At 66.2% G+C, this 14,785-nt stretch carries 28 protein-coding genes; all 28 read right to left on the bottom strand.

What is annotated here, in order from left to right; genetic code table 11:
- Window positions 1-18 precede the first annotated feature (18 nt).
- Complete coding sequence (gene rpsM, locus ACWDBB_RS04630) at window positions 19-399, bottom strand: 30S ribosomal protein S13 (protein ID WP_188306769.1); 381 nt, start codon at window positions 397-399, stop codon at window positions 19-21.
- 176 nt (window positions 400-575) lie between these two features.
- On the bottom strand, window positions 576-689 hold the full coding sequence (rpmJ, locus tag ACWDBB_RS04625; RefSeq protein WP_003956441.1) for a 50S ribosomal protein L36: 114 nt from the start codon (window positions 687-689) through the stop codon (window positions 576-578).
- Between the two features lie 33 nt (window positions 690-722).
- Window positions 723-944, bottom strand: coding sequence for a translation initiation factor IF-1 (gene infA, locus ACWDBB_RS04620; RefSeq protein WP_003956442.1), 222 nt, complete (start codon window positions 942-944; stop codon window positions 723-725).
- A 194-nt stretch (window positions 945-1,138) separates the two neighbouring features.
- Window positions 1,139-1,564 carry a large conductance mechanosensitive channel protein MscL gene (gene mscL / locus ACWDBB_RS04615; RefSeq protein ID WP_449788177.1) on the bottom strand — a complete coding sequence of 142 codons (426 nt, stop codon included), beginning with the start codon at window positions 1,562-1,564 and terminating at the stop codon, window positions 1,139-1,141.
- A gap of 142 nt (window positions 1,565-1,706) precedes the next feature.
- Window positions 1,707-2,546 (bottom strand): type I methionyl aminopeptidase, encoded by an 840-nt coding sequence (map, locus tag ACWDBB_RS04610; RefSeq protein WP_355261350.1) that lies wholly within the window; start codon window positions 2,544-2,546, stop codon window positions 1,707-1,709.
- A gap of 115 nt (window positions 2,547-2,661) precedes the next feature.
- On the bottom strand, window positions 2,662-3,315 hold the full coding sequence (locus ACWDBB_RS04605) for an adenylate kinase (protein WP_402406061.1): 654 nt from the start codon (window positions 3,313-3,315) through the stop codon (window positions 2,662-2,664).
- Window positions 3,315-4,625: a preprotein translocase subunit SecY gene (secY, locus tag ACWDBB_RS04600; RefSeq protein ID WP_392867331.1), complete on the bottom strand. Its 1,311-nt coding sequence runs from the start codon at window positions 4,623-4,625 to the stop codon at window positions 3,315-3,317. Before secY ends, ACWDBB_RS04605 begins: the two co-directional genes overlap by 1 nt.
- A 310-nt stretch (window positions 4,626-4,935) precedes the next feature.
- Complete coding sequence (rplO, locus tag ACWDBB_RS04595) at window positions 4,936-5,388, bottom strand: 50S ribosomal protein L15 (RefSeq protein WP_392867334.1); 453 nt, start codon at window positions 5,386-5,388, stop codon at window positions 4,936-4,938.
- Between the two features lie 2 nt (window positions 5,389-5,390).
- On the bottom strand, window positions 5,391-5,573 hold the full coding sequence (rpmD, locus tag ACWDBB_RS04590) for a 50S ribosomal protein L30 (RefSeq protein WP_030055835.1): 183 nt from the start codon (window positions 5,571-5,573) through the stop codon (window positions 5,391-5,393).
- Complete coding sequence (gene rpsE / locus ACWDBB_RS04585) at window positions 5,573-6,193, bottom strand: 30S ribosomal protein S5 (protein WP_350573992.1); 621 nt, start codon at window positions 6,191-6,193, stop codon at window positions 5,573-5,575. The genes rpmD and rpsE overlap by 1 nt, the downstream gene beginning before the upstream one ends.
- A 49-nt stretch (window positions 6,194-6,242) precedes the next feature.
- Entirely contained in the window at window positions 6,243-6,626 is a 384-nt protein-coding gene (rplR, locus tag ACWDBB_RS04580) for a 50S ribosomal protein L18 (protein ID WP_030280785.1), read from the bottom strand.
- A 3-nt stretch (window positions 6,627-6,629) separates the two neighbouring features.
- On the bottom strand, window positions 6,630-7,169 hold the full coding sequence (rplF, locus tag ACWDBB_RS04575; RefSeq protein ID WP_392867340.1) for a 50S ribosomal protein L6: 540 nt from the start codon (window positions 7,167-7,169) through the stop codon (window positions 6,630-6,632).
- A 22-nt stretch (window positions 7,170-7,191) separates the two neighbouring features.
- Complete coding sequence (rpsH, locus tag ACWDBB_RS04570) at window positions 7,192-7,599, bottom strand: 30S ribosomal protein S8 (protein ID WP_350503566.1); 408 nt, start codon at window positions 7,597-7,599, stop codon at window positions 7,192-7,194.
- 268 nt (window positions 7,600-7,867) lie between these two features.
- Complete coding sequence (locus ACWDBB_RS04565) at window positions 7,868-8,053, bottom strand: type Z 30S ribosomal protein S14 (RefSeq protein WP_030393303.1); 186 nt, start codon at window positions 8,051-8,053, stop codon at window positions 7,868-7,870.
- Window positions 8,054-8,057: 4 nt separating this feature from the next.
- Complete coding sequence (gene rplE / locus ACWDBB_RS04560) at window positions 8,058-8,627, bottom strand: 50S ribosomal protein L5 (protein ID WP_359820418.1); 570 nt, start codon at window positions 8,625-8,627, stop codon at window positions 8,058-8,060.
- A complete protein-coding gene (gene rplX, locus ACWDBB_RS04555; protein WP_030263484.1) occupies window positions 8,627-8,938 on the bottom strand; it encodes a 50S ribosomal protein L24 in 312 nt (103 codons plus the stop codon). Before rplX ends, rplE begins: the two co-directional genes overlap by 1 nt.
- Window positions 8,939-8,953: 15 nt before the next feature.
- A complete protein-coding gene (gene rplN / locus ACWDBB_RS04550; RefSeq protein WP_030232481.1) occupies window positions 8,954-9,325 on the bottom strand; it encodes a 50S ribosomal protein L14 in 372 nt (123 codons plus the stop codon).
- 102 nt (window positions 9,326-9,427) lie between these two features.
- Window positions 9,428-9,700 carry a 30S ribosomal protein S17 gene (gene rpsQ / locus ACWDBB_RS04545; RefSeq protein WP_030055826.1) on the bottom strand — a complete coding sequence of 91 codons (273 nt, stop codon included), beginning with the start codon at window positions 9,698-9,700 and terminating at the stop codon, window positions 9,428-9,430.
- Window positions 9,700-9,924, bottom strand: a complete 225-nt coding sequence (rpmC, locus tag ACWDBB_RS04540; protein WP_030232478.1) for a 50S ribosomal protein L29 — start codon at window positions 9,922-9,924, stop codon at window positions 9,700-9,702. Before rpmC ends, rpsQ begins: the two co-directional genes overlap by 1 nt.
- The gene (gene rplP / locus ACWDBB_RS04535) at window positions 9,924-10,343 is read right to left on the bottom strand and encodes a 50S ribosomal protein L16 (protein ID WP_030232476.1); all 420 of its coding nucleotides are present in this window, start codon (window positions 10,341-10,343) and stop codon (window positions 9,924-9,926) included. The genes rpmC and rplP overlap by 1 nt, the downstream gene beginning before the upstream one ends.
- A 5-nt stretch (window positions 10,344-10,348) precedes the next feature.
- Entirely contained in the window at window positions 10,349-11,173 is an 825-nt protein-coding gene (rpsC, locus tag ACWDBB_RS04530; protein WP_355253411.1) for a 30S ribosomal protein S3, read from the bottom strand.
- The gene (gene rplV, locus ACWDBB_RS04525; protein ID WP_030280773.1) at window positions 11,173-11,520 is read right to left on the bottom strand and encodes a 50S ribosomal protein L22; all 348 of its coding nucleotides are present in this window, start codon (window positions 11,518-11,520) and stop codon (window positions 11,173-11,175) included. The genes rpsC and rplV overlap by 1 nt, the downstream gene beginning before the upstream one ends.
- Window positions 11,521-11,602: 82 nt before the next feature.
- Window positions 11,603-11,884 (bottom strand): 30S ribosomal protein S19, encoded by a 282-nt coding sequence (gene rpsS, locus ACWDBB_RS04520; protein ID WP_035848164.1) that lies wholly within the window; start codon window positions 11,882-11,884, stop codon window positions 11,603-11,605.
- An 11-nt stretch (window positions 11,885-11,895) separates the two neighbouring features.
- Complete coding sequence (rplB, locus tag ACWDBB_RS04515; RefSeq protein ID WP_030232466.1) at window positions 11,896-12,732, bottom strand: 50S ribosomal protein L2; 837 nt, start codon at window positions 12,730-12,732, stop codon at window positions 11,896-11,898.
- A 46-nt stretch (window positions 12,733-12,778) separates the two neighbouring features.
- Window positions 12,779-13,096 (bottom strand): 50S ribosomal protein L23, encoded by a 318-nt coding sequence (gene rplW, locus ACWDBB_RS04510; RefSeq protein ID WP_030280768.1) that lies wholly within the window; start codon window positions 13,094-13,096, stop codon window positions 12,779-12,781.
- On the bottom strand, window positions 13,096-13,773 hold the full coding sequence (gene rplD, locus ACWDBB_RS04505; RefSeq protein WP_031063053.1) for a 50S ribosomal protein L4: 678 nt from the start codon (window positions 13,771-13,773) through the stop codon (window positions 13,096-13,098). The genes rplW and rplD overlap by 1 nt, the downstream gene beginning before the upstream one ends.
- A 5-nt stretch (window positions 13,774-13,778) precedes the next feature.
- Window positions 13,779-14,426, bottom strand: a complete 648-nt coding sequence (rplC, locus tag ACWDBB_RS04500; RefSeq protein WP_153460994.1) for a 50S ribosomal protein L3 — start codon at window positions 14,424-14,426, stop codon at window positions 13,779-13,781.
- Between the two features lie 14 nt (window positions 14,427-14,440).
- Window positions 14,441-14,749, bottom strand: coding sequence for a 30S ribosomal protein S10 (gene rpsJ / locus ACWDBB_RS04495; RefSeq protein ID WP_012785157.1), 309 nt, complete (start codon window positions 14,747-14,749; stop codon window positions 14,441-14,443).
- Window positions 14,750-14,785: the final 36 nt, after the last annotated feature.

Here is a 14,785-nt window from a genome sequence, read left to right as displayed (position 1 = left end):
GTCCGGTTACGGGACGGACTACTTCTTGCCCGGCTTCTTCTTGCCGGCGATCGCGCGACGCGGGCCCTTGCGGGTACGCGCGTTGGTGTGGGTGCGCTGACCGCGGACCGGCAGGCCACGGCGGTGACGCAGACCCTCGTAGCAGCCGATCTCGACCTTGCGGCGGATGTCGGCGGCCACCTCACGGCGGAGGTCACCCTCGACCGTGTAGTTGGCGTCGATGTACTGGCTCAGCTTGACGAGGTCGTCCTCGGAGATGTCGCGAACGCGGACATCCGGGTTGACACCGGTCTCGGCCAGGGTCTGCTGGGCGCGGGTACGGCCGATGCCGTACACGTAGGTGAGGGCGATCTCGATCCGCTTCTCACGGGGGAGATCAACGCCGGCGAGGCGTGCCATTCAAGGCTCCTGTGGTTCTTCAGAGGTCTTGCGTGCTACCTACTCCTTCGCCTCTCGACGATGGAGCCCCGGCCTCTGACCGGGGGTGGCAGTCCGTCCACGAGGGGACGGATCGGGTAGCCCGCTTATGACGTTTTCGCGTCGCGCGAAGTACTACGAGAAATGCTGGAGAGCGATCAGCCCTGGCGCTGCTTGTGGCGCAGGTTGTCGCAGATCACCATGACCCGGCCGTGGCGGCGGATCACCTTGCACTTGTCGCAGATCTTCTTGACGCTCGGCTTGACCTTCATGTTTCAGGTTCTCCGGGTCTAGATCTGACGTTCTTACTTGTAGCGGTAGACGATCCGCCCGCGCGTGAGGTCGTAGGGGCTGAGCTCCACGACGACCCGGTCGTCCGGCAGGATGCGGATGTAGTGCATGCGCATCTTGCCACTGATGTGCGCGAGGACCTTGTGACCGTTCTGCAGCTCGACCTTGAACATCGCGTTCGGAAGAGACTCGATCACGGTGCCCTCGATCTCAATGGCGCCTTGCTTCTTAGCCATGAACTGCGAGATCCACCTTCCGGGACCGGCTACCGTATGCGGAACGCTCGTGCGAACCTGGGTTCACCCCTACCCCGGAGGGAAGAGGGCGCGCTGAAGCACGCTACGAGTGAGCCGACGGTCCATCCTACGCCAGCGCGTGCGGTGGACCAAAACGGGGGCCCCGGAAAGCGGTAGCCGTCACACCCGTTCCGTCAGGCCCGGGTGGTGACGGTCAGCGGCTCGACGTGGGCGGTGCAGGCCGAGCAGCGGCGGGCGGCCTCGGGGATCTCGGTCAGGCACTCGGGGCACGGGCGCTTCGGCGCCTTCGGCTTCTTCGGCATGTAGCGCGCGGTCGCCTTGGTGATCGGCAGCACCACGCAGAAGTACAGCACCGCGGCGGTCATGAAGAACGCGATCAGCACGTTGAGGAACTGCCCGTACGGGAAGGTCACTCCGGCGATGTGCGCCTTGTACGAGCTGAAGTCGCCGGCCGCGCCGACCACCACACCCACCAGCGGGGTGAGGAAGGCGGACACGAAGCCGGTCACCACCGCGGTGAACGCGGCACCGATGACCACACCGACCGCCATGTCGACGACGTTGCCGCGCATCATGAAGTCGCGGAATCCCTTGAGCACGTGCTGTCTCCTGCTCGCTCGTAAGCCACTGCTGACCACTACTGACCACTGCCAGCGGATAAAAATAGGACAAAAGCCCTGGAGGTCCAAACCTCCAGGGCTCTGATCCCTTGTCAGCGGCGGCGGTTGGGCGCCGCCGTGACTACGCGAGGGGGTCCGGAGCTGCGGTGATGCCCAGCTTGGCCAGTTCCGCCTTGCCGCCGTCGAAGGCGGTCAGCACCAGCGGACCCTGCTCGGTGACGGCCACCGAGTGCTCCCAGTGCGAGGCCCAGGTGCCGTCGTTGGTGACGACCGTCCAGTCGTCCTCCAGCACGGTGGTGTGCGGGGTGCCGAGCGAGACCATCGGCTCGATCGCCAGCACGGTGCCCGGCACCAGCTTCGGGCCCTTGCCACGGCCGCGCTCGACGTAGTTCAGCACGTGCGGCTCCATGTGCATCGCGGTGCCGATGCCGTGGCCGCCGTAGCCCTCGGTGATGCCCCACTTGCCCTTAGGCGGCAGCGGCTGGCGGCGGATGTAGCCCTCGATCGCCTTGGAGACGTCGACCAGACGGTTGTTCTTCTTCATCTGGGCGATGCCGGCCCACATCGAGCCCTCGGTGACCCGGCTCAGCATCTCGACCTCCGGGCGGACCTCGCCGACCGCCACCGTGATGGCCGAGTCGCCGTGCCAGCCGTCCAGGATGGCGCCGCAGTCGATCGAGATGACGTCACCCTCCTGGAGCACCCGCTCGCCGGGGATGCCGTGCACGACCTCGTTGTTCACCGAGGCGCAGATGACGCCCGGGAACCAGAGCCCGCCGTGGTGGGCGCGGAAGTTCGAGGTGGCGCCGTGGTCGGTGATGACCTTGTCCGCGATGTCGTTGAGCTCCTGGGTGGTCACCCCCGGGACGACAGCCTCGCGGCAGGCCTTCAGGGCCTCGGCGACGACCAGCCCGGCCGCTCGCATCTTCGCGATCTGCTCGGGGGTCTTGATCTCCACCATCTGGTCACGCCTTCCAAGTCCGGATTACCACTGCTACCACCGTACGACGCCGAAACGGCCGGGCCACCCGCTTCACGGGCGACCCGGCCGTACCGTCGTACGTTCGCCGAGAGACTCAGCTGTCCTGCTTCAACGCCTCGATCGAGCGGGCGGTGACCTCGTCCACCTTGCCGAGGGCCGAGATCGTCGCCACCAGGCCCTGCTGGACGTAGTAGTCGATGATCGGCTCGGTCTCCGTGTGGTAGACCTCCAGGCGCGTGCGCACCTTCTCCTCGGTGTCGTCCGAGCGCTGGTACAGCTCGCCGCCGCACTCGTCGCAGACGCCCTCGACCTTCGGCGGGTTGTAGTCCACGTGGAAGACGTGGCCGCCGTCGTTGCGGCACAGGCGACGGCCGGCGATCCGGCGGACGACCTCGTCCTCGGGGACCTCCAGGTCCAGCACACCGTCCAGCTTTATGCCCTGCTCGGCGAGGAACTCGTCCAGCGCCTTGGCCTGCCCCAGGTTGCGGGGGAAGCCGTCGAGCAGGAAGCCGTTGGCGGCGTCCTCCTGGAGCATTCGGTCCTTGGCCATCCCGATGGTGACCTCGTCCGGCACCAGGTGTCCCGCGTCCATGTAGCTCTTGGCCTCGAGGCCGAGCGGGGTGCCCTGGCTGATGTTCGCACGGAACAGGTCGCCGGTGGAGATGTGGGGGATGGACAGGGTCTTGGCGAGCAGGTGCGCCTGAGTACCCTTCCCGGCCCCGGGAGGACCAACGAGGACGATACGCATCAGCGGAGGAACCCTTCGTAATTGCGCTGCTGGAGCTGGCTCTCGATCTGCTTCACAGTTTCGAGTCCGACGCCGACGACGATGAGCACGCTGGTGCCGCCGAACGGGAAGTTGGTCTGCTGTCCGAAGGCGACCAGGGCGATCATCGGGATCAACGCGATCAGGCCCAGGTAGAGCGAACCCGGCCACGTGATTCGGGTCAGCACGTAGTTCAGGTACTCGGCCGTCGGTCGGCCGGCCCGGATACCCGGGATGAACCCACCATACTTCTTCATGTTGTCGGCAACTTCTTCGGGGTTGAAGGAGATGGCGACGTAGAAGAAGGCGAAGAAGACGATCAGCAGGAAGTAGGTGGCCATGTAGATCGGGTGGTCACCCTTGACGAAGTTCGTCCGGATCCACGTGGCCCAGCCCGCCTGGCTGTTGGTCAGCTGGACCACGAGGGCGGGGATGTACAGCAGCGACGAGGCGAAGATGACCGGGATGACACCGGCCTGGTTCACCTTGAGCGGGATGTAGGTCGAGGTCCCACCGAACGCCCGGCGGCCGATCATCCGCTTCGCGTACTGGACCGGGATCCGGCGCTGGGCCTGCTCGACGAAGATGACCAGCATCACGACGATGATGCCGACCGCGACCACGGAGAGGAACTCGACCCAGCCGTCGCCGATGGTGCCGGACTGCTTGATCGCCCACATCGAGGACGGGAACTGGGCCGCGATCGAGGTGAAGATCAGCAGCGACATGCCGTTGCCGATGCCGCGGTCGGTGATCAGCTCGCCCAGCCACATGATGACCGTGGTGCCCGCGGTCATGGTGAGGACCATGACGGCGATCCGGAACACGCTGGTGTCCGGGACGATCTGGTTGGCCAGCGGGCAGCCGGAGAACAGCGCGCCGCTGGAGGCCGTCGCCACGATGCCGGTGCCCTGGAGCACGGCGAGGGCGATGGTCAGGTACCGGGTGTACTGGGTGATCTTCGCCTGGCCGGCCTGCCCCTCCTTCTTCAGCATCTCCAGTCGCGGGATCACGACGGTGAGGAGCTGGAGGATGATGCTCGCCGTGATGTACGGCATGATGCCGAGGGCGAAGATCGTCAGCTGGAGGAGCGCGCCACCGCTGAACAGGTTGACGAGTCCGAAGAGGCCACTGTTCTTGGTCTCCTTCACGCACTCGTTCACGGCCGTGAAACTCACGCCCGGAATCGGGATGTGCGAGCCCAGCCGGAACAGCACCATGATGCCCAGCGTGAACAGCAGCTTCTTGCGCAGGTCGGGCGTCTGGAACGCCCGCGCGAACGCACTGAGCACGGTGCCTCCTGCGCCTCCCGCGCGTCGTCGGCGGGAGGGTCGGTCCTGAATGGGGAGTTTTGCGGTACGGGCTCCCGTACAGACGGCACAGGCGAGCCTACGCGCAGCCTACAAGGGAACTCCACGGACTCTAACAGTGCGCGGCCACTCGGAAGAAGCGCGTACCGCCGGTCCCCCACTCATGGGGTACGGGATGCCCGGTTTTGCCACACAAAAGAACGAGCGCCGTCGGGCCGGAAATCCCCGGGAACGGCACGAGCCCCGCACCTCCCGAAGGAGGTGCGGGGCTCGTGGGCGGAATTCAGCGGGCTCAGATGAGCTCGGTGACCGTACCGCCGGCGGCCTTGATCTTCTCGGCGGCCGAACCGGAGACGGCGTCCACCGCAACCTGGAGGGCGACCGAGATCTCGCCGGTGCCGAGCACCTTGACGAGGGAGTTCTTGCGAACCGCGCCCTTGGCGACCAGGTCCTCGACGGTGACCTCGCCACCCTGCGGGTAGAGCTCGGCCAGCTTGTCGAGGTTGACAACCTGGAACGTGATCTTGAACGGGTTCTTGAAGCCCTTCAGCTTCGGCAGGCGCATGTGGAGCGGCATCTGGCCACCCTCGAAGCGCTGCGGAACCTGGTAGCGGGCCTTCGTGCCCTTGGTGCCACGACCGGCGGTCTTACCCTTGGAGCCCTCACCACGACCCACACGGATCTTGTCGGTCTTGGCACCCGGGGCGGGACGCAGGTTGTGGATCTTGATCGGGTTGTCGCCCATGATCAGTCCACCTCCTCAACCGTCACCAGGTGACGGACCGTGTGGGCCATCCCGCGGATCTCGGGACGGTCCTCCTTCACCACGACGTCGTGCATGCGCTTGAGACCAAGCGAACGCAGGGTGTCACGGTGATTCTGCTTGCTGCCGATGTACGACTTGGTCTGCGTGATCTTCAGGCGAGCCATCAGGCGCTCACCCCAGCAGCACGCGCCCGCAGCAGAGCGGCGGGGGCCACGTCCTCCAGCGGCAGGCCACGACGGGCGGCGATCTCCTCGGGGCGCACGAGGCCCTTCAGAGCGGCCACGGTGGCGTGCACGATGTTGATCGCGTTGTCCGAGCCGAGCGACTTCGACAGGATGTCGTGGATGCCGGCGCACTCCAGGACGGCGCGCACCGGACCACCGGCGATAACACCGGTACCGGGGGCGGCGGGCTTCAGCAGCACGACGCCGGCGGCCTTCTCACCCTGGATGGGGTGGGGGATGGTGCCCTGGATACGGGGGACCTTGAAGAAGTTCTTCTTGGCCTCCTCAACGCCCTTGGCGATGGCGGCCGGAACCTCCTTCGCCTTGCCGTAACCGACACCCACGGTGCCCTCGCCATCGCCCACCACGACGAGCGCGGTGAAGCTGAAGCGACGGCCACCCTTGACAACCTTGGCGACACGGTTGATCGCGACGACGCGCTCGACGTAAGCGGTCTTCTCGACGGCGGGGGCGTTGCCCCGGTCGTCACGCTTACGGTCGCGCCGCTCGCCACCGGTGCCGCCACCGGCGCCGCTGCCGCGGCGCTGGGGTCCAGCCATTGGATTTACCTCTCTCGTAATACGTCCGTCGACAGAGTCGACGAGCGGCTTAGAAGTCGAGCCCGGCCTCACGGGCCGCGTCCGCCAGGGCGGCGATGCGGCCGGCGTACCGGTTGCCCGCGCGGTCGAAGACGACCGACTCGATGCCGGCGGCCTTGGCGCGCTCGGCGACCAGGCTCCCGACCTTCTTGGCCAGCTCGGTCTTGTCGCCCTCGGCGCCCTTGATGGACACGTCGAGGGTGGACGCCGACGCCAGGGTGTGACCCTTGGCGTCGTCGATGACCTGGGCGACCATGTGACGGTTCGAGCGCGTCACGACGAGACGCGGACGCACCTCGGTGCCGACGACGCGCTTGCGAACGCGGATCGCGCGGCGCTTGCGAGCGGCGCTCTTGTAGGCGTTGCCCTTGCCGATCTTGACAGAGACACTCATCGCTTACTTACCACTCTTTCCGACCTTGCGGCGGATGACCTCGCCCGCGTACTTGACACCCTTGGCCTTGTACGGGTCGGGCTTGCGCAGCTTGCGGATGTTCGCGGCGACCTCGCCGACCTTCTGCTTGTCGATGCCGTCCACGTGGAACTTGGTGGGCGACTCGACGACGAAGGAGATGCCCTCCGGCGCGGTGATCAGGATCGGGTGGCTGTAACCGAGCGCGAACTCCATGTCGGAGCCCTTCGCGGTCACACGGTAACCAACACCGCTGATCTCCAGCGACTTGCGGTAGCCCGCGGTCACGCCGGTGATCATGTTCGCCACCAGCGTGCGGGTCAGGCCGTGCAGGGCCTTCGAGCGACGCTCGTCGTTCGGACGAGAGACGAGCACAGTGCCGTCCTCGGCCTTGCCGATCCCGATCGGCTCGGCGACGACGTGGGTGAGCGAGCCCTTCGGGCCCTTCACCGAGACCGCCTGGCCATCGATGGTGACGTCCACGCCAGCGGGGACCTGGATGGGCAGCCGTCCAATGCGCGACATTGCTGTACCTCCGTTTCCCGAATTACCAGACGTAGGCGAGAACTTCTCCGCCTACGCCCTTCTTGGCGGCCTGCTTGTCGGTCAGGAGGCCGGACGACGTGGAGATGATCGCCACGCCCAGGCCGCCGAGAACCTTCGGCAGGTTGGTGGACTTTGCGTAAACGCGCAGACCCGGCTTGCTGATGCGCTTGATGCCGGCGATGGAGCGCTCACGGTTGGGGCCGAACTTGAGCTCGATGGTCAGCTTCTTGCCGACCTCGCCCTCAGCCGGCTCCTCAACCTTGTAGGAGGAGATGTACCCCTCCTGCTGCAGGATCTGGGCGACGTGCGCCTTGATCTTGCTGGCCGGCATCGCCACGGTGTCGTGGTACGCCGAGTTCGCGTTACGCAGACGCGTGAGCATGTCTGCGATGGGGTCGGTCATGGTCATGATGGCCTCAGGCCTCTCTCGCCGTGGTTTCTCCGCGCCAGGTCCCCCTTCCGCACTCTTCCGAGTTCGTCAGGGGCACAAGCGCAGGGGACCTACGACGTAGTAAGACTGGGTGCGAGCCCTTCCTCTGAAGGGCCACGGACGTCCATGGGGAAGCCGCGGCAGGGGGCCCGACCCCACTACCTTACGGGACTCCGTACGGCAGGCCCAAAACGGACCGGTGTGGGATCGGGCACCTCTGCGTCGCTGTGTGCCTAAAGCGCCTGGATTACCAGGAGCTCTTGGTCACGCCCGGCAGCTCGCCGCGGTGCGCCATCTCACGGAGGCAGACACGGCACAGGCCGAACTTGCGGTACACCGAGTGCGGACGGCCGCAGCGCTGGCACCGGGTGTAGGCCCGGACGCCGAACTTCGGCTTACGCTCGGCCTTCGCGATGAGGGACTTCTTCGCCATTGGCTCACGCCTCCTTGAACGGGAAGCCCAGAGCGCGCAGGAGCGCCCGGCCCTCGTCGTCGGTCTGAGCGGTGGTCACGACGGTGATGTCCATACCGCGCTGACGGTCGACCTTGTCCTGGTCGATCTCGTGGAACATAACCTGCTCGGTCAGACCGAAGGTGTAGTTGCCACGGCCGTCGAACTGCTTCGGGGAGAGACCGCGGAAGTCACGGATACGCGGCAGAGCCAGCGAAACCAGACGGTCCAGGAACTCCCACATGCGGTCACCACGGAGGGTGACGTGGGTGCCGATCGGCTGGCCCTCGCGCAGCTTGAACTGCGCGATGGACTTGCGAGCCTTGGTCACGGCCGGCTTCTGACCGGTGATGGCGGTCAGGTCGCGGATCGCGCCCTCGATCAGCTTGCTGTCACGGGCAGCCTCGCCGACACCCATGTTGACGACGACCTTGACCAGGCCGGGCGTCAGCATGACGTTCTCGTACTTGAACTGCTCCTGCAGCTGACCCTTGATCTCGGAGTTGTAACGCTCCTTGAGGCGGGGGGTCACCTTCTCAACAGACGTCTCAGACATCAGATGTCCTCACCGGTTCGCTTGGCAACGCGGATCTTGTTGCCCTGGTCGTCGAAGCGGTAGCCGACGCGGGTGACGACCTTCTTGCCGTCCTTCTCCACGACCAGCTGGACGTTGGAGACGTGCACCGGGGCCTCGACGGTCACGATGCCACCCTGGGTACCCGGACCCGGCTTGGTGTGCTTCTTGACCCGGTTGACACCCTCGACGAGGACCTTGTTCTCAGCCGGCATGGCCTGGATGACCTTGCCCTGCTTGCCCTTGTCCTTGCCGGTGATGACCTGGACCAGGTCACCCTTCTTGATCTTCATGCTGTTCGCCATGAGTTAGAGCACCTCCGGCGCAAGCGAGATGATCTTCATGAACTTCTTGTCACGCAGCTCGCGGCCCACCGGGCCGAAGATGCGGGTGCCACGGGGGTCACCTTCGGTGTTCTTCAGAACGACCGCGGCGTTCTCGTCGAAACGGATGTACGAGCCATCCGGACGACGACGCTCCTTGACGGTGCGGACGACGACGCACTTGACGACGTCACCCTTCTTCACCGAACCACCGGGGATCGCGTCCTTGACGGTGGCGACGATGACGTCCCCGATACCGGCGTAGCGGCGACCGGAGCCACCGAGAACACGGATGCAAAGGATCTCCTTGGCACCAGTGTTGTCGGCGACGCGCAGTCGCGACTCCTGCTGGATCACAGCTTTCTCCTGATCGTCAACGAGAGTCGACGGGCCGGCCGCTGCTCACATCGGCGCCCCTGCGGGACCCGGTGCACATACGGCCGTACCTCATCGGCTTCGTTACTTGGCCTTCTCGAGGATCTCGACGACGCGCCAGCGCTTCGTCGCGGACAGCGGGCGGGTCTCCGCGAGGAGGACCCGGTCGCCGATGCCGCAGGCGTTGGCCTCGTCGTGCGCCTTCAGCTTGTTCGTACGGCGGATGACCTTGCCGTACAGAGCGTGCTTGACGCGGTCCTCGACGGCGACGACGACGGTCTTGTCCATCTTGTCGCTGACGACGAGACCCTCACGGGTCTTGCGGAAACCGCGCGTCTCGTTGGTGTTCTCAGTCATCAGGCGTTCTCCACCGTCTCGATGCCCAGCTCGCGCTCGCGCATCAGGGTGTAGATCCGCGCGATGTCCTTACGGACGAGCTTGAGCCGTCCGTGGTTGTCGAGCTGCCCGGTCGCCGCCTGGAAGCGGAGGTTGAACAGCTCCTCCTTGGCCTCGCGCAGCTTGGCAACGAGACCCTCGTTGTCCAGCGAACGAAGCTCAGCAGCCTTGGTAGCGGCCGACATCAGCTCTCACCGTCCTCGCGCCGGACGATCCGGCACTTCATCGGCAGCTTGTGCGCGGCACGGGTGAGCGCCTCGCGAGCAACCTTCTCGTTCGGGTACGACAGCTCGAACATGACCCGACCCGGGTGCACGTTCGCGATCCACCACTCCGGCGAACCCTTACCGGAACCCATGCGGGTCTCGGCCGGCTTCTTGGTGAGCGGACGGTCCGGGTAGATGTTGATCCAGACCTTGCCGCCACGGCGGATGTGACGGGTGATCGCGATACGAGCGGACTCGATCTGACGGTTCGTCACGTAGGCCGGGGTCACGGCCTGGATGCCGAACTGGCCGAACGCCAGCTCGGTGCCACCCTTGGCAGCGCCACGGCGCTTCGGGTGGTGCTGCTTGCGGTGCTTGACCCGACGGGGGATCAGCATTGGGGTCAGGCCTCCGTTCCGGTGTTCTCGGCAGCCGGAGCCTCGACCGCCGGGGCCGCGGGGGCCTCGGCAGCGGCGGGACGACGGCCACGGCCACCGCGCTCGCCACCACGGCGGTCGCCACCGCGGGCGGGACGACCACCCTCGGGACGGGCCGGGCGGTTGCCCGAGCGGGCAGCGGCGTTCTCAGCGCGGACCTCGGCGATGTTCTTGACGTCGCCCTTGTAGATCCAGACCTTCACGCCGATGCGGCCGAAGGTGGTCTTGGCCTCGAAGAAGCCGTAGTCGACGTTCGCCCGCAGGGTGTGCAGCGGCACGCGACCCTCGCGGTAGAACTCCGAACGGCTCATCTCGGCGCCGCCGAGACGACCGGAGCACTGGACCTTGATGCCCTTGGCGCCGGACTTCATGGTGCCCTGCATCGACTTGCGCATGGCACGGCGGAAGGAGACGCGGGAGGACAGCTGCTCCGCGACGCCCTGAGCCACGAGCTGGGCGTCCAGCTCGGGGTTCTTGACCTCGAGGATGTTCAGCTGGACCTGCTTGCCGGTCAGCTTCTCCAGGTCGCCGCGGATGCGGTCGGCCTCGGTGCCACGGCGACCGATGACGATGCCGGGGCGGGCGGTGTGGATGTCGACGCGGACGCGGTCGCGGGTGCGCTCGATCTCGACCTTGGAGATGCCGGCGCGCTCCATGCCCTTCGTCATCATGCGACGAATGGCAACGTCTTCCTTGACGTAGTCCTTGTACAGCTTGTCGGCGTACCAGCGGGACTTGAAGTCCGTGCTGATGCCGAGGCGGAACCCGTGCGGGTTAACCTTCTGGCCCATTACCGGGTCCCTTCCTTGCTGCTGACGACCACGGTGATGTGGCTGGTCCGCTTGCGGATCCGGTAGGCGCGGCCCTGGGCACGCGGACGGAACCGCTTCAGGGTCGGGCCCTCGTCAACGTACGCCTCGGAGATGTAGAGGTCGTCCACGTTGGAGTGGTTGTAGTTGTGCGCGGCGTTGGCGATGGCGCTGTCGAGCACCTTGCCGACCGGCACGGTGGCGGCCTGCGGAGCGAAACGCAGGACGGCCTGGGCCTCCGTGGCATTCATGCCACGGATGAGGTCCACCACGCGGCGGGCCTTCATGGGCGTCACGCGGATGTACCGCGCCTGTGCCCTGGCTTCCATGGTTGTCCCCTTAATGGAGTAAGTCATTGAGTCTTATTGGCGCGCAAGCTCAGCCCGTGGCCAGGGGCCACTGATGGGCTCTCTAGCGGCGCTTCGACTTCCGGTCATCCTTCACGTGGCCACGGAAGGTGCGGGTCGGAGCGAACTCGCCGAGCTTGTGGCCGACCATCGACTCGGTGACGAACACCGGGACGTGCTTACGGCCATCGTGAACCGCGATCGTGTGACCGAGCATGCTCGGGGAGATCACGGAACGACGGGACCAGGTCTTGATGACGTTCTGAGTACCCGCCTCGTTCTGAGCGTCCACCTTCTTGATGAGGTGGCCGTCGATGAAGGGGCCCTTCTTGAGACTGCGCGGCATCTGACCTGCTCCTAGCGCTTCTTGTTGGTCTTGCGGCGGCGCACGATGAGCTTGTCCGACGCCTTGTTCGGGCGACGGGTACGGCCCTCGGGCTTACCCCACGGCGAGACCGGGTGGCGACCACCGGAGGTCTTACCCTCACCACCACCGTGCGGGTGGTCGATCGGGTTCATGGCCACACCACGCACGGTCGGGCGGACGCCCTTCCAGCGCATACGGCCGGCCTTGCCCCAGTTGATGTTCGACTGCTCGGCGTTGCCGACCTCGCCGACGGTGGCGCGGCAGCGCGCGTCGACGAGGCGGATCTCACCGGAGGGCATGCGCAGGTGCGCCATCTTGCCCTCACGCGCCAGCAGCTGGATGCCGGAGCCGGCCGAGCGGGCCAGCTTGGCACCGCCGCCGGGACGCAGCTCCACCGCGTGGATGGTGGTACCGACCGGGATGTTGCGCAGCGGCAGGTTGTTGCCCGGCTTGATGTCGGCGCCAGCGCCGTTCTCGATCCGGTCACCCTGCGCGATGCCGCGCGGCGCGATGATGTAGCGCTTCTCGCCGTCCGCGTAGTGCAGGAGCGCGATGCGCGCGGTGCGGTTCGGGTCGTACTCGATGTGAGCGACCTTGGCCGGCACGCCGTCCTTGTCGTGACGACGGAAGTCGATCACGCGGTAGGCGCGCTTGTGACCGCCACCCTGGTGGCGAGCGGTGACACGACCGGCGTTGTTGCGGCCGCCCTTGCTGTGCAGGGGGCGAACCAGCGACTTCTCCGGGGTGGACCGCGTGATTTCTACGAAGTCGGCCACGCTGGAGCCGCGACGGCCCGGCGTAGTCGGCTTGTACTTGCGGATGCCCATTTGGCTCTCTCGTCCTCGTCCTAATCGACGATCACGATCTCCTGATTCAGGAGACCGGACCACCGAAGATGTCGATGCGGTTGCCCTCGGCCAGCGTCACGATGGCGCGCTTGGTGTCCTTGCGCTTGCCAAAGCCCGTCTTGGAGCGCTTGCGCTTGCCCTGACGGTTGATCGTGTTGACAGCCTCGACCTTGACCGAGAAGACCGCCTCGACGGCCTGCTTGATCTGGGTCTTGTTGGCGCCCGGCGACACGATGAACGTGTACTTGTTCTCGTCGAGGAGCGAGTAGCTCTTCTCCGAGATGACCGGCTTCACCAGGACGTCACGGGGGTCCGTGAACGTCTTGCTCGTAACGTCGCTCATCAGGCGGCGCTCCCTTCGAGCTCGCCCTCAGCGGCAACGGCCTTGGCGGACGCGGCCGGACCGGCCACGAAACGCTCGAAGGCGGCCTGGGTGAAGACCACATCGTCGGAGACGAGCACGTCGTAGGTGTTCAGCTGACCGGCGTCCAGGATGTGCACGTGCGGCAGGTTGCGAGCGGACTTCAGGCCCAGCTCGTCCTCGCGCTCGACGACCAGGAGGACGTTCTTGCGCTCGGTGATCTTGCCGAACAGGCTCTTGGCGGCCTTGGTCGACGGCGCCTCGGTCGCGGTCACGCCGGTGACGACGTGGATGCGGTTGTGGCGGGCCCGGTCGGTGAGCGCACCGCGCAGGGCGGCGGCGATCATCTTCTTCGGGGTCCGCTGCGAGTAGTCGCGCGGCACGGGACCGTGCACGACGCCACCGCCGGCGAACTGCGGCGCACGGGTCGAGCCCTGACGGGCGCGGCCGGTGCCCTTCTGGCGGTACGGCTTCTTGCCGCCGCCACGGACCTCGCCGCGAGTCTTGGTCTTGTGGGTGCCCTGACGGGCCGCAGCGAGCTGCGCCACGACGACCTGGTGCATCAGCGGAACGCTGACCTTCGCGTCGAAGATCTCAGCCGGCAGCTCGAGGCTGCCGGTCTTGTCGCCAGCCGGCGACAGGATGTCAATGGTGCTCATATCCTTCACAGCCCCTTCGCCGCGGTGCGGACGAGGACGAGGCCGCCGTTCGGGCCCGGGACGGCGCCCTTGATGAGCAGCAGACCCTTCTCCGCGTCGACCGCGTGCACGGTCAGGTTCTGGGTGGTCACACGCTCGTGGCCCATCCGACCGGCCATGCGCAGGCCCTTGAACACACGGCCCGGGGTGGCGCAGCCACCGATGGAACCGGGCGAGCGGTGCTTGCGCTGGGTGCCGTGACCGGCGCCGAGACCACGGAAGTTGTGGCGCTTCATGACACCGGCGAAGCCCTTGCCCTTGGAGGTGCCGGTCACGTCGACCTTGACACCCGCCTCGAACAGCTCGGCGGTGATCTCCTGGCCCAGGGTGTACTCGGACGCGTCCGAGGTACGCAGCTCGACCAGGTGACGGCGCGGGGTGACACCGGCCTTGGCGAAGTGGCCCGCGAGGGGCTTGTTCACCTTGCGGGGGTCGATCTCGCCGAAGCCGATCTGGACGGCGTCGTAGCCGGCCGGGCTGTCGGCGGTGTGGACCTGGGTCACGACATTCGGCCCGGCCTTGACGACGGTCACCGGGACGACCCGGTTGTTCTCGTCCCAGACCTGGGTCATGCCGAGCTTCTCGCCCAGGATGCCCTTAATCTGCTTAGCCATCTTCGGTGCGCCTCTCAGAGCTTGATCTCGATGTCGACGCCCGCCGGCAGGTCGAGACGCATCAGCGAGTCAACCGTCTTCGGCGTGGGGTCGAGGATGTCGATCAGACGCTTGTGAGTACGCATCTCGAAGTGCTCGCGCGAGTCCTTGTACTTGTGCGGCGAGCGGATGACGCAGTACACGTTCTTCTCAGTGGGCAGCGGCACCGGGCCCGCGACCTGCGCACCAGTACGAATCACCGTCTCGACGATCTTCTTCGCCGAGGAGTCGATGACCTCGTGGTCGTAGGCCTTGAGCCGGATGCGGATCTTCTGTCCCGCCATGGCTACTCAGTAGTCCTTTGTCCTTAGTCACTGCAC

It is taken from the genome of Kitasatospora sp. NPDC001095 (assembly GCF_053598615.1).
This window is presented reverse-complemented; position numbering and strand designations above follow the sequence as displayed.